Origin of the sequence: Mesorhizobium silamurunense (genome assembly GCF_014843825.1) — a bacterium.
In the GTDB taxonomy this organism is placed as follows: Bacteria; Pseudomonadota; Alphaproteobacteria; order Rhizobiales; family Rhizobiaceae; genus Mesorhizobium; species Mesorhizobium silamurunense.
This window is the reverse complement of record NZ_JHQR01000124.1, coordinates 102,513-123,980: the sequence shown is the minus strand read 5'-3', so window position 1 is coordinate 123,980 and position 21,468 is coordinate 102,513. Positions and strand designations below refer to the sequence as shown.

Annotated in this window: 18 protein-coding genes and 1 pseudogene; 16 read left to right on the top strand and 3 right to left on the bottom strand. The window is 58.0% G+C overall.

Going from position 1 to position 21,468, the window contains the following annotated elements; all coding sequences use genetic code 11:
• The coding region (locus tag DH10_RS36960; protein WP_246811556.1) for an MBL fold metallo-hydrolase at positions 1 to 525 on the bottom strand (525 nt) is incomplete at its 3' end.
• Here DH10_RS36960 and DH10_RS14640 point away from each other — a divergent pair.
• The 9 genes from DH10_RS14640 (at position 524) to DH10_RS14600 (ending at position 11,520) form a co-directional block, all read left to right on the top strand.
• The gene (locus DH10_RS14640) at positions 524 to 1,117 is read left to right on the top strand and encodes a biotin transporter BioY (protein ID WP_192384906.1); all 594 of its coding nucleotides are present in this window, start codon (positions 524 to 526) and stop codon (positions 1,115 to 1,117) included. The genes DH10_RS36960 and DH10_RS14640 overlap by 2 nt on opposite strands.
• A 172-nt stretch (positions 1,118 to 1,289) precedes the next feature.
• The gene (rfbA, locus tag DH10_RS14635) at positions 1,290 to 2,177 is read left to right on the top strand and encodes a glucose-1-phosphate thymidylyltransferase RfbA (RefSeq protein WP_192384905.1); all 888 of its coding nucleotides are present in this window, start codon (positions 1,290 to 1,292) and stop codon (positions 2,175 to 2,177) included.
• Positions 2,170 to 2,724 carry a dTDP-4-dehydrorhamnose 3,5-epimerase gene (gene rfbC, locus DH10_RS14630; RefSeq protein ID WP_192384904.1) on the top strand — a complete coding sequence of 185 codons (555 nt, stop codon included), beginning with the start codon at positions 2,170 to 2,172 and terminating at the stop codon, positions 2,722 to 2,724. The genes rfbA and rfbC overlap by 8 nt, the downstream gene beginning before the upstream one ends.
• Before the next feature lie 14 nt (positions 2,725 to 2,738).
• Positions 2,739 to 3,908, top strand: a complete 1,170-nt coding sequence (rfbB, locus tag DH10_RS14625) for a dTDP-glucose 4,6-dehydratase (protein ID WP_246811555.1) — start codon at positions 2,739 to 2,741, stop codon at positions 3,906 to 3,908.
• Positions 3,905 to 4,813 (top strand): dTDP-4-dehydrorhamnose reductase, encoded by a 909-nt coding sequence (gene rfbD / locus DH10_RS14620; RefSeq protein ID WP_192384903.1) that lies wholly within the window; start codon positions 3,905 to 3,907, stop codon positions 4,811 to 4,813. The genes rfbB and rfbD overlap by 4 nt, the downstream gene beginning before the upstream one ends.
• Positions 4,810 to 7,473: a glycoside hydrolase family 99-like domain-containing protein gene (locus DH10_RS14615; RefSeq protein ID WP_192384902.1), complete on the top strand. Its 2,664-nt coding sequence runs from the start codon at positions 4,810 to 4,812 to the stop codon at positions 7,471 to 7,473. The genes rfbD and DH10_RS14615 overlap by 4 nt, the downstream gene beginning before the upstream one ends.
• Positions 7,466 to 9,151 carry a rhamnan synthesis F family protein gene (locus DH10_RS14610; RefSeq protein ID WP_192384901.1) on the top strand — a complete coding sequence of 562 codons (1,686 nt, stop codon included), beginning with the start codon at positions 7,466 to 7,468 and terminating at the stop codon, positions 9,149 to 9,151. The genes DH10_RS14615 and DH10_RS14610 overlap by 8 nt, the downstream gene beginning before the upstream one ends.
• A gap of 49 nt (positions 9,152 to 9,200) precedes the next feature.
• Positions 9,201 to 9,980, top strand: coding sequence for an ABC transporter permease (locus DH10_RS14605; RefSeq protein ID WP_192384900.1), 780 nt, complete (start codon positions 9,201 to 9,203; stop codon positions 9,978 to 9,980).
• The gene (locus DH10_RS14600; RefSeq protein ID WP_192384899.1) at positions 9,970 to 11,520 is read left to right on the top strand and encodes an ABC transporter ATP-binding protein; all 1,551 of its coding nucleotides are present in this window, start codon (positions 9,970 to 9,972) and stop codon (positions 11,518 to 11,520) included. The genes DH10_RS14605 and DH10_RS14600 overlap by 11 nt, the downstream gene beginning before the upstream one ends.
• On the opposite strand, the gene DH10_RS14595 is transcribed toward DH10_RS14600, so the two are convergent.
• Together DH10_RS14595 and DH10_RS14590 are read right to left on the bottom strand one after the other, a co-directional pair.
• Positions 11,417 to 13,210 carry a capsular polysaccharide synthesis protein gene (locus DH10_RS14595; protein ID WP_192384898.1) on the bottom strand — a complete coding sequence of 598 codons (1,794 nt, stop codon included), beginning with the start codon at positions 13,208 to 13,210 and terminating at the stop codon, positions 11,417 to 11,419. The two genes, DH10_RS14600 and DH10_RS14595, sit on opposite strands and share 104 nt — an antisense overlap.
• Before the next feature lie 91 nt (positions 13,211 to 13,301).
• Entirely contained in the window at positions 13,302 to 14,030 is a 729-nt protein-coding gene (locus DH10_RS14590; RefSeq protein ID WP_192384897.1) for a class I SAM-dependent methyltransferase, read from the bottom strand.
• Positions 14,031 to 14,301: 271 nt separating this feature from the next.
• Between DH10_RS14590 and DH10_RS14585 the strand changes: the two are divergent.
• The 7 genes and pseudogenes from DH10_RS14585 to DH10_RS14555 form a co-directional block, all read left to right on the top strand.
• Positions 14,302 to 14,568: pseudogene (locus DH10_RS14585) on the top strand (polysaccharide biosynthesis protein); the annotation flags it as partial.
• A gap of 13 nt (positions 14,569 to 14,581) precedes the next feature.
• Complete coding sequence (gene rfbF / locus DH10_RS14580) at positions 14,582 to 15,352, top strand: glucose-1-phosphate cytidylyltransferase (protein ID WP_192384896.1); 771 nt, start codon at positions 14,582 to 14,584, stop codon at positions 15,350 to 15,352.
• The gene (gene rfbG / locus DH10_RS14575; protein ID WP_246811553.1) at positions 15,334 to 16,428 is read left to right on the top strand and encodes a CDP-glucose 4,6-dehydratase; all 1,095 of its coding nucleotides are present in this window, start codon (positions 15,334 to 15,336) and stop codon (positions 16,426 to 16,428) included. The genes rfbF and rfbG overlap by 19 nt, the downstream gene beginning before the upstream one ends.
• Entirely contained in the window at positions 16,425 to 16,988 is a 564-nt protein-coding gene (locus DH10_RS14570; protein ID WP_192384895.1) for a dTDP-4-dehydrorhamnose 3,5-epimerase family protein, read from the top strand. The genes rfbG and DH10_RS14570 overlap by 4 nt, the downstream gene beginning before the upstream one ends.
• Positions 16,985 to 18,211, top strand: a complete 1,227-nt coding sequence (locus tag DH10_RS14565; protein WP_192384894.1) for a class I SAM-dependent methyltransferase — start codon at positions 16,985 to 16,987, stop codon at positions 18,209 to 18,211. The genes DH10_RS14570 and DH10_RS14565 overlap by 4 nt, the downstream gene beginning before the upstream one ends.
• Positions 18,211 to 19,101 (top strand): NAD-dependent epimerase/dehydratase family protein, encoded by an 891-nt coding sequence (locus DH10_RS14560; RefSeq protein ID WP_192384893.1) that lies wholly within the window; start codon positions 18,211 to 18,213, stop codon positions 19,099 to 19,101. The genes DH10_RS14565 and DH10_RS14560 overlap by 1 nt, the downstream gene beginning before the upstream one ends.
• Before the next feature lie 167 nt (positions 19,102 to 19,268).
• The gene (locus tag DH10_RS14555; RefSeq protein WP_192384892.1) at positions 19,269 to 21,290 is read left to right on the top strand and encodes a UDP-N-acetylglucosamine 4,6-dehydratase; all 2,022 of its coding nucleotides are present in this window, start codon (positions 19,269 to 19,271) and stop codon (positions 21,288 to 21,290) included.
• Positions 21,291 to 21,468 lie beyond the last annotated feature (178 nt).

Genomic DNA, 21,468 nt, shown 5'->3' with positions numbered 1-21,468 from the left:
CGCCGGCCGGTGCGGGCCTTCGGCAAGCACGGGGGCGCCGGTGCGCTCCTTGAGCCGCGCCGCCAGGGGCGAATGGTCGCGGTGGGTATGGCTGACGAAGATGTGGCTGACCGGCCTGCCGCCGATCGCCGCGAGCAGTGTTTCGAGATGCTCATCGTCATCCGGCCCCGGATCGATCACGGCCAGCGTCTCGCGGCCGACAAGGTAGCTGTTGGTGCCGTGGAAGGTGAAAGGGCTTGGGTTTCGGGCGGTAATGCGCCGGACGCCCGGCGCGACCGTGACCGCCTGACCATAGGCAGGATCGAAGCGTGTGTCGAATTCAAGCGTCATGCCGGATCCTGCTGCTTGAGCGGCAAAACGATTGCCGCTTCCCCCGTAAGCCAATATAGGAAAATCAATGCATGTCGCCCAAAAGTGCGCAGCGGTTTTGGGACAACGACATGCATCAAGACAAATTTTAAAGCGCGTCGCCTTCTCCGCGACGCGCTTTAAAGCCAGCAAATCAGCCACAACGAGGAAGACCATGGCAACTGCAACCACGATGCGCCCGCTCGTTTCTCTCGCTCTGCCCGACCAGGGCGCGGCCCGGTTCGCGAGCCAGCTCTTTCTGGCGCTTGCCGGAACGCTGCTCCTCACCCTGTCGGCCAAGACGAAGGTGGTGCTCGGCCCTGTCGACATCTCGCTGCAGACGCTCGCCGTGCTGCTGATCGCCTCGGCCTTCGGCATGCGCCTCGCCGTCGCGACGCTCATTCTCTACCTCGCCGAAGGCGCTTTTGGCTTGCCGGTGTTCCAGGGCACGCCGGAAAAGGGCCTTGGGGTCGCCTATATGCTCGGCTCCACCGGTGGCTACCTCGCCGGCTTCGTGGTGATGGCGGCGATCGCCGGCTGGGCCGCAGACCGCGGCTGGGACCGCCATCCCTTCAAGCTGTTCGGCGCGATGCTTGTCGCCGAGATCGTGATGATGGCGATGGGCTTCGCCTGGCTGGCGGCGCTGATCGGGCCGGAAAAGTCGTGGCAGTTCGGCGTCGCGCCGTTCATCGCCGGCGACCTGATCAAGGTGGCGCTGGCTGCCAGCCTCGTACCGGCCGTCTGGGCGCTGCTGCCGAAGCGGTCGTGATCCGAGAAAAGGAAAAGAGGGCCGGTGGGCTAAGCGTCCGCCGGCCGTTTTTCATGATGCGGGAGTAGCGTCGGGAAGAATTCGCAGCCGCCAATTGACAAGCCGGTGCACGAAACCTAAGCACGGGCAACTTGGCGTCTGGGCGGGGGCTCGGTAGTTCAAGGAGAGCCTGTTGAAAGGAATTATCCTTGCCGGCGGCAGCGGGACACGTCTTTATCCCCTTACATTAGCCGTATCTAAGCAAATCCTGCCGATCTACGACAAGCCGATGGTCTATTACCCGCTGAGCGTGCTGATGCTCGCGGGAATCCGCCAGATACTGGTCATTTCAACTCCGCGCGACTTGCCGGTCTTCCGGGAATTGCTGGGCGACGGTTCCGAATTCGGGCTGGAGCTCTCCTATGCGGAGCAGCCGCAACCTAATGGCCTCGCCGAGGCTTTCATCATCGGCCGCGACTTCATCGGCAAGGACAACGTGTCGATGATTCTCGGCGACAACATCTATTTCGGCGAGGGCTTGTCGCATCTTTGCCGTGCCGCGGCGACACGCGAAGGCGGCGCCTCGGTGTTCGCCTACCATGTCGACGACCCGCAACGCTACGGCGTGGTCTCGTTCGACAAGACCGGCAGGGCTTTGACGATCGAGGAGAAGCCTCAGAAGCCGAAGTCCAACTGGGCCGTCACGGGTCTCTATTTCTACGACAACGATGTCGTCGATATCGCCTCGATGATCCGTCCCTCGGCGCGCGGCGAGCTGGAGATCACGGCGGTCAACAATGTATATCTCGAACGCGGCGAACTGCAGGTGCATCAGCTTGGCCGCGGCTATGCCTGGCTCGACACCGGCACGCATGACAGCCTGCATGAAGCTTCATCATTCGTGCGCACGATCGAGCATCGTCAGGGTATCAAGGTCGCGTGCCCGGAGGAAATCGCCTTCGAGCAGGGCTGGCTCGGCGCCGAAAAGGTTCTGGAACGCGCGGCGCGCCTGGGCAAGAATGAGTATGCCGCCTATCTGCGCAGGCGCGTTGCCGATCTGACGGAGGAACGGGGTGCTTGAGGTCAGGCCGCTCGGCCTTGATGGCGTGCTGGAGATCGTGCCGAAGCGGCACGGCGACGCACGCGGCTTTTTCAGCGAGACCTGGAATGCCGCACGTTTCGCCGAGGCCGGCATCGATCTCGCCTTCGTGCAGGACAACCATTCCTATTCCGCGGCCGCCGGCGTGCTGCGCGGCCTGCACTACCAGCTTGCGCCGCGTGCCCAGGACAAGCTGCTGCGTGTTATCCGGGGCAGCGTGTTCGATGTCGCGGTCGACATCCGCCGCGCCTCGTCGACCTTCGGCAAATGGGTCGCGCTGGAGATATCGGCGCAGAAGGGCAACCAGATCCTGGTACCGAAAGGGTTCGCGCACGGCTTCGTCACGCTCGTGCCGGATACCGAGGTGCTGTACAAGGTGACCGACACCTATTCGCCCGAGCATGACCGGTCGATCCGCTTCGACGATCCGGCAATCGGCATAAAATGGCCGGCGATCGCCGCCGGATTCCAGCTTTCGGACAAGGATCGCAACGCGCCATTGCTTGGCATGGCCGAGGTGTTTGCGTGAGGAGAGACGGCGGCATGAATTTCCTGGTCACGGGTGGCGCCGGCTTCATCGGCTCCGCCGTCTGCCGGCATCTGTGCGCCAACCCGGCTTACCGCGTCACCAATCTCGACAAGCTGACCTATGCCGGCAACCTCGCATCGCTCAGGCCGATCGAGAACGCGCACAACTACCGTTTCGAGCAGGCCGACATCTGCGACGAGCGCGCGGTGCTGGAGATTTTGCGCCGCGACGACATCGACGTCGTCATGAACCTCGCCGCCGAGAGCCATGTCGACCGTTCGATCGACGGCCCCGGCGCTTTCATCGAGACCAATATCGTCGGCACCTACCGTATCCTGAACGCCGCGCTGGACTACTGGCGCCGCCTGTCCGAGGAGCGCAAGGCCGGCTTCCGCTTCCACCATGTCTCGACCGACGAGGTGTTCGGCGACCTGCCTTTCGACGGCGGCATGTTCGTCGAGGAGACGCCCTATGCGCCGTCCTCGCCTTATTCGGCTTCGAAGGCAGCATCGGACCATCTGGTGCGAGCCTGGCACGAGACCTACGGCCTGCCGGTCGTGCTTTCCAACTGCTCGAACAATTACGGCCCCTATCATTTCCCCGAAAAGCTCATCCCGCTGGTCATCCTCAACGCGCTCGACGAGAAGCCGCTGCCGGTCTACGGCGCAGGCGCCAATGTGCGCGACTGGCTGTTCGTCGAGGATCATGCGCGCGCATTGGAGCTTGTCGCGACGAAGGGGCGGCCGGGCGAGAGCTACAATGTCGGCGGCAATTCCGAGCGCACCAATCTCGGCGTCGTCGAGACGATCTGCGATCTTCTCGACTCGAGACGACCGCGCGCGGGCGGCGCGAGCTACCGCGACCTGATCACCTTCGTCACCGATCGCCCCGGCCATGACCGCCGCTACGCGATCGACGCCTCCAAGATCGCGCGCGACCTCGGCTGGGCGCCGCGCGAGAATTTCGACAGCGGCCTGGCAAGGACGGTCGACTGGTATCTCGACAACAAATGGTGGTGGGGGCCGATCCGCGAGCAGCGCTACAACGGCGAGCGGCTCGGCCAAGGCCTGATGGAAAACGGTCCGACCGAACACAAGAAGGTCGAAAAGAGCCCGATCGGAAGCAGCCCCGTCGGAAGCAAGGTCGAAAACGGCAAGGCCGAGAGCAGGGAGGGGGCCGCGTGAGGCTCGCCGTCACCGGACGCGAAGGCCAGGTAGCCGCCAGCCTGATCGAGGCGGCAAAGGGCGGCAGGGATGTGGAAGTCGTCGCCGTCGGCCGCCCGGCGCTCGACCTGGCGCGGCCCGATACTGTGTTTTCCGCGCTCGAGGCGGCAAGGCCGGACATCGTCGTTTCCGCTGCCGCCTACACCGCCGTCGACCAGGCCGAGGACGAGAAGGAATTGGCCTTCGCCGTGAACGCAACCGGCGCCGGCAAGGTGGCCGAGGCGGCGGTAGGGCTCGGCGTTCCCATCATCCACCTGTCGACCGACTATGTCTTCGACGGCACCAAGGACGGCGCCTATGTCGAGACCGACGAGACTGCGCCGCTCGGCGTCTACGGCGCCTCCAAGCTCGCCGGCGAGCAAGCCGTGGCGGCCGCCAATCCGCGCCACCTCATCCTGCGCACCGCCTGGGTCTACAGCCCCTTCGGCAAGAACTTCGTCAAGACCATGCTGAGGCTGGCTAGCGACCGCGACGAGATTTCGGTCGTGGCGGACCAATGGGGCAATCCGACATCCGCGCTCGACATCGCCGACGCGATCCTGCATGCGGCGGCGAGGCTGGAGGCCGACAAGAATTTCGCCGCCTTTGGCGTCTATCACTTGGCCGGCGAGGGCGAGACCAACTGGAGCGGCTTTGCCCGTCACATCCTCGACACAAGTCGGGCGTTTGGTGGCCCGCGCGCGAGCGTGCGCGATATCACAACGGCGGACTATCCGACGAAGGCGCGGCGCCCGGCCAACTCGCGGCTGTCGAGCGCGAGGTTTAAGGGTGTGTTTGGATGGACGACGCCCGAGTGGCGGGAGTCGGCGGAGAGGGTGGTGCGCCGGCTGGGGGGCGGCGAGACGAAACAGGCTTTGAGTGCATGAACGAAAATCCGTCGCCTAAGAATCTGGAGAACGCCGCGCCGCGACCGGAGGGCGCTGGCAGGGCTGCGCCAAAAGCTCGAACGACAGCAAAGCGTGCGATCGCGAAGCCAGCCCCGAAGCGCACATGCATCATGGTGCTCGGCATGCACCGCTCGGGAACAAGCGCGCTGACGAGGGCGGTCAGCTTGCTCGGTGCGGAGTTGCCGAAGAATCTGCTGGGGTCCAACCCGTCAAATCCGGGCGGACATTGGGAGCCGCAACGCCTCATCGAACTGCACGACAAGATGCTTGCCGAGGCCGGCAGCCGTTGGGACGATTGGCGCTCGTTTGACCCCAACGACCTTGGGACCGCGCGCTTGCAATTCTACAAGGCCGAAATCGCCAAAGTGATCGACGAGGAGTATGGCAGCGCCTCGCTTTTCGTCCTGAAGGAGCCCCGTATTTCGCGCTTCGTGCCGCTCTATGCGGAAATTCTCGAACGAATGCATATCGATGTTCGCTACACGCTGGTCTCGCGCAATCCGTTGGCCGTGATCGCTTCACTGGCGAATCGGGACGGCTTTACGGCGGGCTTCAGTTCTCTTCTTTGGCTTCGACATGAACTGGATGCCGAGCGCGCGACGCGGGGCCAGTCACGCATCTTCTTGTCCTATGAAGGTCTGCTCGACGATTGGCGACACGGGATCGAGGGGATCACGAGCACTCTTGGGATCGATTGGCCGCAGCCGAAAATGGAGTGGCAGTCTTTGTTGGCCACGCATTTTTCGGCCGACAATCAGCACTTTACGGCCACCACCGACTTGCTCGACGCGGACCCACGCGTCGCCGACTGGGTCAAGGATGCATATGCGGCCCTGACGGCGCTCAGGTCCAATGACATCGATTTGATTGCCACAGCAAACCTCGATCGAGTCAGAGCAGAATTTGATTCCGTTCCTAAAATATTTGGTGAGGCTTTTTTCCTCGAACTCGACGGCCGTTTACGAGCGCTTCACCGGGAGAAGATTGTCCAGCACCAATTGATCGAACAGCGCGACGACGAGATCGAGAAATTGAGGCGCGAGTACATGCAAAAGATCTTGGAGGCTCAGGCGAAGGCAGAGAGCCTCGAAGCGGATCGCGCTGAACTGCAAATTCTTGCAGGAGAATCCGTTTCTTTGGCGGATGAGCTTGAGGAATCTCAGGCTATCGTCGCCGATCTAAACCAACAGATACAGGCTTTCCAGGCGGAAAGACTGGCATTGCAAATTCAATTGAACGAGAAGCTTCCATGCCCCTCAACTGGGATCGATGCCCACTCGCCTTCTTTTCTCGCTCTCTCTAAGGCCCCGGGCGAGCAGGAAGAAGTCGGTATCCGTATGGACGATACAAAACTTATAGCTTTCTATCTTCCTCAATTCCACAGAATAGTTGAAAACTCAGAGTGGTGGGGACCCGGTTTTACAGAATGGACAAATGTTGCTCGGGCAACGCCGAATTTCGTTGGTCATAATCAACCAAGGATTCCTCGTGAATTGGGGTACTATGACCTAACAAATCCTGACACTCTGAGAGAGCAGACCGATCTGGCCAAGCTTTACGGACTGAATGGATTTTGCTTTTATTATTATTGGTTTAGTGGCAGAAGGATACTTGAAAAGCCGGTAGATTTATTTATAAAATCTGATATAGAATTTAAATTTTGTATGTGCTGGGCTAATGAAAACTGGACGCGTGCATGGGACGGCGATACAAAAAGCGTTCTGCTGGAACAAAAGTATGCAGAAGGGGACGCAGAAGCCTTCATCGACTCCATGCTCGGCTACTTCAATGACGAACGGTACATAAAAGTTGGTGGAATGCCGCTATTGGTCGTCTATCGAGCCAAGGATATACCAGACCCACGGCGCTGGTTTGCTATTTGGCGGGATCGCGTGGCTGCTAATGGGTTTCCAGGTATTCACATCAGCGTGGTAGATTTCTATGACATATCCACGCCCCAGGAGGTCGGGGCTGACTCGTTGGTCGAGTTTCCTCCCCATAAATTCAACGGACCGCAGAACCGTCCCTCGAAGTTTCCGTCTTTCACCAATGCGAATTTCTCCGGCGGTATTGTCGACTATCGGAAAATGATCGCCCAAAGCGCCAATCGTCCGAAGCCGTCATTCAATATGTTCAGGGGCATTATTCCGGGATGGGACAATACCGCCCGTAGACAGAACAACCCCACAATTGTGGTCAATTCGTCGCCCGAACTGTACGGCGAATGGCTTCGCTTCCTACGCTTTCAGGCTCGGCAGGATCATCCGGACCCAGAAGGCCGCCTTGTATTTGTCAATGCTTGGAATGAGTGGGGCGAGGGATGCTATCTCGAGCCCGACCAGCGATGGGGGCTTTCTTATCTCGAGGAAACGCTTCGCAGTAAATTCTACGACCGCGCAAGAGAACCCGTCGGGGCAGACGAAGCGCGGTCGCGTTTGTTCGATCGGCTCGTAGCCCCGACGAAGGACGAGGATTTTTCGGAGACGCAAATTCCCATCGAGGCTCTGGCAGCCATAGTGCCTCCAAGCCGGATAGCCATGGGAGCATCAAAGCTGCTGCGGAGATGGCCCCCGCTGCATTCGCTAGCCGCATATTTCTATAAGCGTTTGCTGATCGCGAAGCAGGTGAGCAATGGATAACGTAGCTATTGTGGCTCATTTCGACGCAAATGATCGTGTCGAAACCAATTTCATCGAGCTATTGGTTTGCTTATCGAAGAGGTTCGATCGTATCGTTTTGGTAACAACGAGCGAGATAAAGGAAGATATTGTAGATAAAATCCCAAAGATAATTGTTATCAGTAGGCCAAACTTTGGATACGATTTTTGCAGTTATAGAGTTGGTCTAACTTATGCTTTTGAAAATTTTGAATTGAAAAATGCTTTATTGGTGAATTCTAGCTTTGCTGTCTTGTCATCTGGTATTTTTGACAAAACTCTGTCAAGAATGCTAGAGTTGGTGCCTGAATTCGACGTTGTCGGCTCGACGGAGTCGTACCAATTCTCTTGGCACGTGCAATCATACCTGGTATTATTGGGAACCGGAGTTGTTAGCGCTCCGTGGTTCCAGAGCTTTCTTGGCGGTGTCGAGCCGACCAACTCAAAATTCGAGATCATAACCAGGTTTGAAATCGGCCTGTCTTCGGCGTTCCGAAGCAATAACGTTAAAGTTGCAACGCTTCTGCAACCATCCCCTGAGCAACTTGAGCATGCTGGCCTGAATGCCGAGGGCAGGAAACAACATGTTTCTGGCCGAGCATTCCTCTCCAGAGCGACCCCGTTGGGGTACCAGTTCAACCCTGCCCATCATCTTGCAGAGCTTGTTGCCCGGGAGCTAGGCTATGTAAAACTAGAGGTTCTGAGGGAGAATCCCCATCAAATCGATCTTGCCTTCGTCGATGAGGTTTGCGAACGGGAACGCCTCGTCGAAATACAAGGAATGCTTAGCCGCAGCAGAGCCAACTACACGCGCGGGAGCGACAACCTTTCCACTCTCAAAGCTGCGACCAGCCCCATTCCTGTGACGAAGCTTGCAAGATGGCGACGTTCAAAGCCGGGGGAGGTGGATGTGGCTGTTATGGTACACTTGCATTATGTCGAGATGATTTCTGATATCCATAGGTTGCTTAAGAATATTGTTTTACCTTTCGATATTCACGTTACGACGGCATTTGAAGGATTTTACAACGAAGTTTTTTCGAAGTTTTCTGAATTGGCGCAAAGTGTTTCCATATACTGCTCGGAAAATAGAGGTCGGGATATCGGGCCATTTGTCTCTGTCTATCGCAGCGGTGCTCTTGACCGGTATAAGGCTGTTTTGAAAATCCATTCGAAGAAAAGCGCCTACAGCGATAATGGGATTCTTTGGAGAGATACGCTATACAACTCGCTCGCTGGCGATTCATTGACCGTGTTGAGGTCTCTCGAACTGATCAAATCGGGTGAGGCCGGCATCGTCGGACCGCACCGATATTACCTGACTAGTGACCGGTTTTGGGGCGCGAACCGCAGTACGGTGCGAAGGCTGCTGGAAGAGATGACCGGTTTCCATCCCGAAGCCAACGTGGAACTGGGTTTTTTTGCCGGCTCGATGTTTTGGTTCGCGCCACGGGCGCTTTCACCTCTGAAGGAGGTAGCCGAGACGAGTCTCGTTTTCGAGGCGGAAAATGGTCAACAGGACGGCACCCTGGCACATGCTATCGAAAGGGTGTTTTGCCCAATCGCACGCAGTCAAGGTTTCGCAGCATCCAGCGTTATTCTTCGAGGAAAGGATATCCACCAATATTCGACAGTTGAGAACGACGTTCCAGTGTTATGATGAGCTTGCTGCGGCGCTTTGACCACATAGAGCAAAATAGGGCAGTGCCGTGACGCTTGTGCTCTCCCTCATTCGTCGCGAGGTTGCCGGTCGCTATCGCGGATCAGCGCTTGGGCTGTTATGGTCGTTCCTCAATCCGCTATTTATGCTAGCGGTCTACACTTTCGTTTTCGGCGTGGTGATGAAATCGCGCTGGACAATCCCAGGACAGCAGGGGGCGACGGATTCTACTGGCGAGTTTGCAGTCATCCTCTTTTGTGGCCTGATCGTCTTCCAGTTTTTTGCGGAAGTCGTTTCACTATCGCCCGTGCTGATCGTGGGCAACGTGAACTACGTCAAGAAGATCGTATTCCCGATCCAGATACTGCCCGTGGTGTCGGCCGGCGCGGCACTGTTTCACGCTGCTGTCAATTTAGTTGTTCTGCTTGTCTTTGCGGTTGTTGTGTTCGGTAGCATTCCGCCGACGGCAGTTCTGGCCCCTTTAGTGTTCGCGCCGTTGGTAATCCTCGTGCTCGGTATCGCCTGGATATTAGCATCGATCGGCGTCTATTTTCGTGACATGAGCCAGATCGTAGCGCCGCTCGTGACGGCTACCATGTTCCTGTCGCCAGTGTTTTTCCAGAGGACGTCGCTACCAGCGTGGCTGCAGCCATGGCTTTCGGTCAATCCACTCGCCGTTCCAGTCGAGAGTTTCCGCGCTGTGGTTCTCTTCGGCACGCAGCCCAATTGGACAGCGCTCGGTTACTACACACTGGCAGCGGTCGCCATTGCATTTATCGGCTATCAGTTTTTCCAGAAGACCCGCAGGGGTTTTGCCGATGTCCTCTGATAAATTCGAGACTGGCGGTCGCGATCAAAATGTCGCTATCCGCGTGCGCAATGTGTCGAAGCACTACGTGATGTTTGAGCGACCTGAGGACCGTTTCAAACAGATGGTCGTGCCACGGCTGGAGCGGCTGATCGGCCGCCCGCCGCGCCGGTATTTTCGTGATTTCGCCGCTCTGTCGGGTGTCACGTTCGAAATCGGGAGGGGCGAGACCGTTGGCATCATTGGTCGCAATGGTTCGGGCAAGTCGACCCTGCTGCAGATCATCTGTGGCACTCTGCAGCCGACCAGCGGCTCCGTTGAGGTCAATGGTCGCATTGCCGCGTTGCTCGAACTCGGCGCCGGCTTCAATCCGGAGTTCACTGGGCGCGAAAACGTCTTCCTCAACGCATCGATCCTAGGCGTGCCGCGCAAGGAGATGGAATGGCGCTTCGACGACATTGCGCGCTTCGCGGATATCGGTCCTTTCATCGACCAGCCCGTGAAGACCTATTCGTCCGGCATGTATGTGCGTCTTGCCTTCGCCACAGCGATTAACGTCGACCCCGATATCCTTGTGGTAGACGAAGCGCTAGCGGTAGGCGACGAGGCCTTCCAGCGCAAGTGCTTCGCCCGTATTGAAGACATCAAGGACAAGGGCGGCACTATTCTATTCGTTAGCCATGGTGCTCAGACGATTGTGCAATTGTGCACGCGGGCGATGCTGATCGATGCCGGTGAACTCATTTTGGAGGGTAGGCCGAAAACGATCGTTGGACAGTATCAGCGGCTGGTGAATGCTAGCGCCGAAGCGGCGAAAGAAATTCGCGCGGGGATCACGGAGCTTAACATTGCTATGTCGACCCCGCAGGCAGGAGGGATCGATGGCTTCAGTGAGAGACATTCCGGCGCAGGTCCTAAATTGGCAACTCTCGCGACGGACTCTCCTGCGGATGTTTCGCCAGCTTCTTCCAGCCCAGTGGCCGAGGCTGATGCTGTGATTGTGTCGGGTGCCGAGACAGAGGCAGAACCGATCAACGTAAGCGCGCTGTATGCAGACTACTACGATCCCAACCTATCATCGAAGTCTACAGTTTATCTTGAAGAACGCGGCGCCTGCATCCGCGACATGCGAGTCACGACGCTCAGCGGCGAGCAGGTAAACGTGCTTCAGATGGGGAGGCGGTATGTCTTCGAATACACGGTAGACTTCACCGCTGATGCGAAAGAGGTTGGGTTCGAGTTTCTATTTAAGAGTGTAACAGGCCTCGTTCTGGCAGGTTCAGATACGCATAGAGCAAAGAGGGAACGGACCCAATTCGTCAGCGGTGGAACTTCGCTGCAAATAAGTTTCACCTTCAGTTGCCTAATGTTGCCGGGAGTTTATCTGGCAAGTGCAGGCGTGCGAGGCGCGGTTGATGACGATTTCCGTATGCTGCATAAGATTGTTGAAGGGGTTCTCATCCGCGTCGCCAGCGAGCCAGACCTTGTTGCAATCGGCTGCGTAAACTTGGACGCAACGCCACAGGTGGCCTTGTCTCCAGCAAAGCCTCTAGGGCATTGAGGGTTTCTGTAGCCCTTGACCTTGTGTGCTCGGCAACGTTCAGCAATAGATCGCTCTTATCGCCGTCGACTAGTTCAAGCGCGGCGCGGGCCACATCATCTCCGTCTGCGTGCTCAACACGATAAACAAATGGCCATCCAGAGGTTGAAAGCAGGCTTGTCAACTTCCCGCCCCCACGAATTTGATCGATTGCGATAAAGGGAATTCTGTTCCGCATCGCCAAAATTGCGCCGTGGAAACGGGACGTGAGCACCAAGTCACAGGATGAGTATAAATCCTCAATCTCGAAAGGGGTCCGACCGGAACGGGTTAAGTGGTGTTCTATCTCTACCGTTTTGACTGGATACTTTGTGGCTAGGGTGTTGAGCACGTGCGACGCCAGGCTGCTGGTGCGGTCATGGAGCGACCTGTCGGGGCCATATTCACTTTGCGCCCCGCGAAGCACCAATCCAACTACAAGTGGTTCGTTTGACGCGCGTACCCGCTTTTGAGTAACCCGCAATGGAGCAAGAATAGCGACGTCCTCAAAACGTTGAGTCCCTCCTTCCCTTGCCAATGCAATGTCGAACGGCTGAGCGTAGTTTGCGTGATCGGGCGCAAAAAGGCTGATGCTGATACCGATTTTCCTCGCGGTCGGAAATCGACGGAGTACCGCATCCACAATCGGGTGATGCTTGATAATCGGGCCACAAACGAAAACTAGTGTGGCATAGTCGCCGCAGACGACCTCATCCGGCGCTACTCTTTCGCCAGAAATTTCAAATTCGGAGCTGGCGGTCAAATGGCTGAAATTCACTCCCAACGCTTTTAAACGAGCTGCAACACTCTGTAAGGCGTAAAGATCTCCGACAGTTCCGTTGTCTTTTAACGATCCGTACCAGCACAAAAGGATGGGTTCAGTTTTGGCTAACCGATCGGCGATCATAGCGTATCGGCCGTTCGAATATTTGAAGCCTTGGCGAAATAGGCGCCCACCCAGGTCGCAAAGAAATTGGTAAACGCTTCCTTCGCGCGCTGCACTGTGATCGACCTTGTGTGTGAGCTTTAGCAGCGGAAGCCTGGCAAAAGATACGACCTCTCGATCCTCTTTCGAAATTGAGCCAAGCAGTCGTGTCTCATAAGGCGCAAACATGTGCAGATTGATTGCCGATAACTTCGGAACGCGATCCCACAAAGTGCGAAATTTTTCGTCATTTTGATAGGCGTCGCCAAATAGATGGTGAAACCAGAAGTAATCCGGATCGTCTTTTCGCTCTTGCCAGTGCCAGTGAACTCGCCTTCGCCACTCGTGAACGATATGGGACGACTGGGTAGCCGCTAGAAACCAGGAAGATAGCATCCGGGTGGGGGCGGGTCGCTCGAAGGCAAAGAAGCCCTCTGACATCACGCCATCAAGCCAGTGGTCGAGAGGTTGAAGGCAATAGCAAGTGGCGTCGACCCAAACTCCTCCGTACTTCGACAGCAATTCGACGCGGACGATGTCACTGTAAGTTGCGTCTGGAAGCGACATGGAGAGGATGGAAGCAGGGTCGCGCACGTCAGGCAAAAAGTCCGCCAGACTTTCTTTGGTTAGTATTTGGATGGTCCAGCCAGGATTGACCCTTTGCCAAGAGGTAACGCAGGCTTTGACGATTGGCGGCGCGGTTTCGATGCCTTGCAGCCACAATATCCAGATGGTTTTCGGCAGCATTATTCGTCTCGCAGCGAATCTCCTAGCTCCACGAACATGGCTAGGTCACTTGTTCAAATCGCTGTCATCTGGGGCAGCGATCGAGGCGGAGCTAAATCCTAACCAGCCTTGCGAACATGTCTATCTCACCCGGCGGTGTTCGAGTGACGACCTCGAGCTTGAACGGAATGAAACCATCCCGGCAAAGGGCCTCGATCTCGCTGTGGAATGAGTCAGGGTCGAACACCCAGCAGTGGCAATCGACATACTCGGTCATCGCCTTCGTCGCCATCTGGATCGTGTAGTCCAAGGTGTGGACTAGACGCCCATCGCGGTCGTGCCAAAGGTAGCTATCAAAAACCTGAATGGGGGCGGGCTTCTCTCTCTTTTCAATATAGGCGGCAAAGAAATCCTTCCTTTCTGAAAGGGAGCGCCTGACATCGAATGTACAGTGCTTGTTGGGCACTATGAGCGAAAGAATGCCGCCGGCTTTCATAACGCTGCCAACATCCTGAAGCCAGGAGATGATATCCGGTACGTGTTCGAGCACATGGGATGCAATGACATAGTCGAACCGCAGGTTGTCAGGAACAATGCGGTGGAGCGGGCCACCACCAGTAACAAAGTCCACATCAACGAAGCTTTCGACCGAAACGGTGGGATTGCTTCGATGGTTCTCCCGTAGCTGCGCTGTTGAGCAGTAGTCGGCATAATAGATCTCTCCCACGGACCTTAGGGCAGCTGGATTCCCAAGTGCCCCGATCTCAAGTCCTATTCCCTTGCGCTGATCGATATTCTCGAACAATTGTGCGGGACGGGACAGCGTCCGGTCGATGATCATCCGAAATTTTCCGTCTGTGGGATAGTCACGATACTCACATCACCAATTCCAAGCCGCAAGTCGCATTACTGCGACCTAAAAGGCAACCCATAGAAGCAATCCCCCACGGAAAATTCACGAGTAAAAAAACCGCTGGCCCTCCCCCCAACTCCGCGCTAATGCGGTAGCCGGGTGACGGGGCCGGGGATTTGCAATTCAGAGTGGCTGCGGACAATGGTCGGTCCTGCGCCGCTCTGATAGTATTCCCGCGCCGGGAGTTCAGTACTACCCAATGACCGCCTATGTAGAAGCCGTATCGGGAATTCGCCCGAAGATGCGGCGCGCCATCATCATGGTTCAGGACCTCGTCATGGTCCTGATCGCGGTGGCGCTCAGCCTCACGCTGTCGCAGTCGCGGCTTTCGTTCGACGCTTTCTCCCCCGGCGGACTGGCCTGCTGGGCGCTCATCGTGCTCACCGCCCATCTTTTGTTTCGCACCTGCGGCCTCTACAGCACCGTCTGGCGCTTTGCCTCCACGGCCGACTTCTTCAACATCCTGCATGGAGCTTATGATGAAAGCGGTGATACTCGCCGGCGGACTCGGCACCCGATTGGCGGAAGAGACGTCCATTCGCCCGAAGCCGCTTGTTGAAATTGGCGGAAGGCCGATCCTTTGGCATATTATGAAGTGCTATTCAGCGCACGGAATAAATGAGTTCATAGTTTGCTGTGGCTACAAGGGGTATATGATCAAGGAGTATTTCGCCAATTACTTCCTTCATATGTGCGACGTGACATTTGACATTCCTAACAATCAAATGACTACGCATCAGAGTCGTGCGGAGGATTGGAAGGTAACGCTTATCGACACCGGTGATGAAACCATGACCGGGGGGCGCCTTCGCCGCGTGCGGCAATTCATAGGCGAAGAGACGTTCTGTTTCACCTATGGCGACGGCGTTGGCGACGTCGATATCACCGCAACTGTCGAGTTTCATCGTCGTCACGGCAAGCTGGCGACGCTTACCGCGGCGGCACCGCCTGGCCGATTTGGGGCGCTGAATCTGGATGGCCACGACGTGCGGTCATTTCAGGAAAAGCCGAAGGCAGATGGTGGGGTGATCAACGCCGGTTTCTTTGTGTTGGAGCCGCAGGTCATCGACCGAATCTCCGGCGATGCCACGGTTTGGGAACGGGAGCCGCTCGAGACCCTTGCTTCCGACGGCCAGCTGGTTGCCTGGCGCCACGAAGGCTTCTGGCAACCCATGGACACCTTGCGTGATCGCAATCAGCTCGAGGCCTTGTGGGCGAGCGGGAAAGCGCCATGGCGGGTGTGGCAATGACCGCCGACGCAAAACCCAGCGCCGACTTCTGGTTCGGCAAGCGTGTCCTTGTAACGGGCCATACCGGCTTCAAGGGCGGTTGGATTTGCATGTGGCTTTCGGCAATGGGCGCGAAGGTCACGGGCCTTTCGTTGGACCCATCCGGCGATCCGTCGCTCTACGGCGTCGCCGGAGTGAACAGGTTTCTTGAAGCAGACCTGCGCTGCGACATCCGCGACGCTGCCAAGCTGCGTGAGGCTGTTTTGTCCGCGGCGCCCGAGATCGTGCTGCACCTGGCGGCTCAACCGCTTGTGCGCCTCTCTTATGCCGATCCGCTTGCGACCTATGCAACGAACGTGATGGGCACGGCGCATCTCCTGGAGGCTGTGCGACACGCATCGTCGGTCAGGGTGGTCGTCAATGTCACGACAGACAAATGCTACGAGAACCGCGAATGGGTTTGGGCTTATCGCGAGGACGAGGCGATGGGGGGCCATGACCCATATTCGAGCAGCAAGGGCTGTTCCGAACTTGTGACCGCAGCATATCGCCGTTCGTTCCTCGCGGCTGCCGGCGTGGGCGTCGCATCTGCCCGCGCGGGCAACGTGATAGGCGGCGGCGATTGGTCGGCCGACAGATTGGTGCCGGACTTCCTGCGGGCCATCGACCGAAATGAAAAGCTCGTCATCCGTTCGCCGGAAGCAACGCGGCCATGGCAACACGTGCTCGAACCGTTGTCGGGCTATCTGTTGATCGCCGAAGCGTTGTGGCGCGACGGCGTCGGCTTCGCGGAAGGCTGGAATTTCGGGCCTGACGAGGATGATGCCAAGCCGGTGCGTTGGATCGTCGAGACGCTGCAGGCCTTGCGCCCGCAGATACGCTGGGAGATTTTCGACGGCGAGCGTCCGCATGAGGCGAATATGCTGGCATTGTCGAGTTCGAAGGCACGCGCCAGATTGAACTGGCGGCCGCGCTGGAGGCTCCGCCGCGCGCTGGAAGAGACGGTTCGATGGCATGAGTCCTGGGCGCGTGGCGAGGACATGGCTGAATTGTGCCGGGAGCAGATCCGCGGTTATCTGGATACCACTGTCTCATGAGCGCGCGGCTGTCGGTTGAGCAAACGCCCCTTGCCGGGCTCCTGGTGATCAGGCGGAATGTGCTAAGCGACCACCGCGGCTACCTGGAACGCTTGTTCTGCAGCTCGGAACTCGCCCCATTCCTCGACGGCCGCAAGATTGCCCAGATCAATCACACGCTGACAAGGAACGCCGGCGCAGCCCGCGGCATGCACTTTCAGCGCCAGGCCTTTCAAGAGACCAAGATTGTGTCTTGCTTGCGCGGAGAGGTCTTTGATGTTGCCGTTGATCTTCGTAAGGGCTCCGCCACGTTTGGCAAATGGTATGGCACTGTTTTAAGCGCCGACAATCACAGCAGCCTTCACATCCCTGAAGGCTTCGCTCATGGCTTCCAGACGCTCTGCAGTGATTGCGAGATGCTTTATTTTCACACGGCTTCCTATTCCGCCGAGGCGGAGGGCGCCGTCAACATGCTTGATCCGGCGTTCGGGATCGAATGGCCGATGGCCATCACCGAGCGTTCCACTCGAGACGAATCCCATCCTTTCATCACAAGCGCATTCGAAGGCTTGGAAATATGATTTGTAGACACTGCCGAGCGCCGGTAACGCAGAGCTTCGTTGACCTGGGCAGCGCGCCCCCTTCGAATGCATATCTGACGGCAGAGGCGATGCGCGGTCCTGAAAAATGGTTTCCGCTTCGCGTTCTCGTCTGCACCCAGTGCTGGCTGGTGCAGACAGAGGATTTTGCCAGGTTTGACGAATTATTTGACCATGAGTATGCGTATTTTTCCAGCTTTTCAGCTTCATGGCTCAGGCATTCCAAACGCTATTGCGAGGCCATGACCGAGCGGTTCGGCCTCGATGCCGCGAGCCACGTGGTAGAAGTGGCGGCCAATGACGGCTATCTGCTGCAATATTTCAAAGCGGCCGGAATTCCATGCCTGGGCATCGAACCGACCGAAAGCACCGCCAGGGCAGCTCGCGAAAAGGGGATTGAGATCGTCCAGTCGTTTTTCGGTGAGGCGCTTGGCGAGAAGTTGATGGCCGAGGGCCGGGGCGCTGACCTCACGGCTGCGAACAATGTGCTCGCCCATGTGCCGGACATCAATGATTTCGTGAAGGGGTTTGCAAGCATTCTGAAGCCGGATGGCGTTTCCACCTTCGAATTTCCTTCCCTGCTCAATCTGCGTGATCTGGTCCAGTTCGACACGATCTACCATGAGCATTTCTCTTATCTGTCCTTGACCGCCGTGAATCAGATATTCGATGCGAACGGTCTGTCGGTCTTCGACGTCGAGGAATTGCCGACCCACGGCGGCAGTCTTCGTGTGTTCGCGCAGAGGAAAGACACCGGGTCGCGAGAGAAAAATGCCTCCGTAGCAGCGATGCTGGAGCGTGAGGCATCGGCAGGCCTGTCTTCCCGTGAAGGCTATGCGGGCTTCCAGCGAAGAACCGATAAGGCAAAGAATGCGCTCGTTTCGTTTTTGCTGGCGGCGCGCAACGACGGTAAAAAGGTGGTTGCCTACGGTGCCGCCGCGAAGGGCAACACGTTCCTCAACTATGCCGGTGTCCGCCCGGATCTGATAAGCGTTGTGGTGGATCTCAATCCTGCCAAACAGGGGAAGTTCATGCCCGGAAGCCGAATTCCGATAGCCGGCGAGGAAAAGATCCGCGACGAGAAGCCGGACTATATTATCATCCTTCCATGGAACCTGTCTGAAGAGATCGCCGCCCAACTCGCATACGCTCGCGAATGGGGCGCCAGCTTTGTGACGTCCATACCCGAACTCAAGGTATTCTGATGCGCGTCGCGGTGACGGGCGCGACAGGCTTCATTGGACGCCATGTCCTGGCCGAACTGCGCCGGCGGGGTCATGAAACGACAGTCTGCGTGCGCAACGCGTCACGTCTGCCGGATCGATTCCTGCATATGGGAACGGAAGTCCGGGAGATCGCCATAGGCGACCACGACGAGCCGGACTGGCCGGACCTGGGTTCGCCGGATGTACTTATCCACCTCGCATGGGGCGGATTGCCGAACTATCATTCGCTGCACCATTTTGAGAAAGAGCTCCCTGCACAATATTCATTCCTTGCTCGACTTGTAAAAACTGGATTGCCTACGCTGGCTGTAACAGGCACGTGCTTTGAGTATGGTATGCAATCTGGAGCTCTTGGCGAGGATCACGTATGCCTGCCAAGCAATTGCTATGGATTCTCCAAGAACGCTTTGTATAAGCAACTGCAATTTCTTTCTAAGAAACATGATTTTAATCTTGTTTGGGCAAGGCTGTTTTACTTGTATGGCGACGGACAGTCCTCTAACTCGCTTCTTTCTCAATTGCGCCAAGCGGTGATGGAAGGAAGAGAAGTCTTCGACATGTCGGGAGGAGAGCAGTTGCGCGACTATCTGCCGGTAACGATCGTTGCGGAGTTTCTTACTACACTTGCCACTCTGGGGCAGGATATTGGCGCAATCAACATCTGCTCCGGAAAACCTGTTTCGGTTCGCAGGCTGGTCGAGACCTGGATTCGTGAAAACGGCTGGAAGATAGAACTCAACCTTGGCCATTATCCATATCCGGACTATGAGCCGCTGGCCTTCTGGGGGAAGACGGACAAGCTCTCGGCGATCATTTCCACGGTCGGAGGGCCGCAGGGTGACGCGCGGGCGCCCCACTCCAGTCTTTAACGACATCACACGCCAAAAAACCTCTGGCGATGCCCCCAACTCCGCGCTAATGCGATAACGGGTGACGGGGTTGGGGATTTGCAATCTGGAGTGGCGGCGGACGACGATGGTCGATCCGGCGCCGTTCTGGTAGTCATATTCCCACGCCTGGAGTTCAGTACTACCCAATGACCGCATATGTAGAAGCCGTATCGGGCATCCGACCGAAGATGCGGCGCGCCATCATCATGGTCCAGGACCTTGTCATGGTCCTGGCTTCGGTGGCGCTTAGCCTCACCCTGTCGCAGTCGCGGCTTTCCTTCGACGCGTTCTCTTCTGGCGGGCTTGCCTGCTGGGCGGCCATCGTGCTCGCCGCCCATGTGCTGTTTCGCTATAGCGGCCTCTACAACACCGTATGGCGCTTTGCCTCCACGCCCGACTTCTTCAACATCCTCAAGGGCTGCGGCAGCCTGACGGTGTTCCTCTATTTGGCCGCGGTTGCCTTCCGCTCCTTTTTTCAGCCGGTCGCCGGCCTCAACGAGCGCCAGTTCATCGTCTTCTTCCTGGTCTCCTTCACCATCATTTCGGCACCCAGGCTTTACTACCGCTTCCTCCGCGACGGCGCGTCCTGGCGCATCCTGCGCCGGGCTCCCGGCGACGAGCCGATCAAGCAGGCGCTGTTCATCGGCCGGCTGAGCGAGGCCGACGTGATCGTCCGCTTCACCCGCACGGCCGTACCGGCCGAATACGCCATCGCCGGCATAATGGCGACCGAGAGCGACGCGCCGCTCGGCACCCAGATCCAGGGCGTTCCGGTCGTGGCGCTCAGGCCGCGCCTGGTGGAGGTGCTGGAAGAATATGTCAACGGCACGGAAAACCTCGACCTCTTGATCTTCGGCAAAGGGGTCGAGCGCGAGATCGAGGATTATGCCGAGCTGGTGCGCGTCGCCCGCCACAGCGGCATCGCCGTCGTCCAGTTTTCCGGCCTTTCGGAACTGGGGCAGGGCGGCAAGCTGGTTCTCGATGCGGTCGAGATGGAAACCATCATGCGCCGTTCGGCAGTCGCCACCGACACGGCGCGTATCGGCGCCTTCGTCGGCGGCAAGCGCGTGCTGGTCACCGGCGGCGCCGGCTCCATCGGCCGTGTCCTGGTGAAGCGCTCGTTGGAGCTCGGCGCCGAGGCGGTGCTGGTGGCCGACAATTCCGAATTCGGCATCTTCCAGCTCGATCAGCTGATCGAGGAAAGAGACCGCGACCGGCTGGCCAGCCGCATCGTCGACGTCACCGACCGGCCTCACGTGATGCGCCTCGTCAGCGAGTTCAAACCCTCGATCATCTTTCACGCCGCGGCGCTCAAGCACGTGCCGCTGCTGGAAGAAAACTGGGAAGCGGCGATCGAGACGAATGTCTTCGGCACGCTCGCCTGCGCCGAGGTCGCCGCCGAATGCGGGGTGCCGCAGTTCCTGCTGATTTCCAGCGACAAGGCCGTCGACCCGAGCTCGGTGCTCGGCGTCACCAAGCGGGCGGCCGAGCAGATCGTCTCCTCGCTGCATGAAACCCATGCCGCGCCGCTGCCTTTCCATGCCGGCGGGCTGAACGGTCACCATGCCGGCGTCCCAGGCACCAAATTCATCGCCGTGCGCTTCGGTAACGTCTTCGGCTCCAACGGCTCGGTGGCGACCATCTTCCAGGCGCAGATCGAGGCCGGCGGGCCGGTCACCATCACCGACCGGCGCATGACGCGCTATTTCATGACGGTGGCTGAAGCGGTCGACCTCGTCATCATGTCGGCCGCCGATGCCGAGCAGCGCCAGGGCAGCGACGACTACGCCATCTACATGCTCGATATGGGCAAGCCCGTGCCGATCCTCGAAGTCGCCGAAACCATGATCCGCATGGCCGGCAAGAGCCCCTATACGGACATTCCGATCCGCTTCACCGGCATCAGGCCCGGCGAGAAGCTGCACGAGACGCTGCATGGCGAGAATGAAGAGGTCGTCAAGCTCGACATCGCCAAGCTCTTCGGCCTCAGGAGCGATGTCGTGGAATGGCCGAGGATCGAGGCCGCGCTGCCGGCGCTGGTGGCCGCGATGCGAGACCAGGACAAGGCCGCGGCGCTCGCGATCCTGGCCGCGCTCTACCGGGCGGAGGAAAACATTGGCGGCGCCCCCGAGCGGGCGGTGCCGAAAACGGCCGGGCAGATCGGTTAAGCATGTCTCCCGAAAGTGGGAACCGGTTTCGGGATAAAGACATGCGTAAAATCAAAAACCTAAGGCGCACTATGCGCTTTAGGCCTGTGCTGTCCGTCCGCAATTTGGCTATTGAAGCTTGTTCGAATGCCCTGCGGGTTTTGAGACCGTGACCGGAAAAGATCAGCGCGTGGCCGTT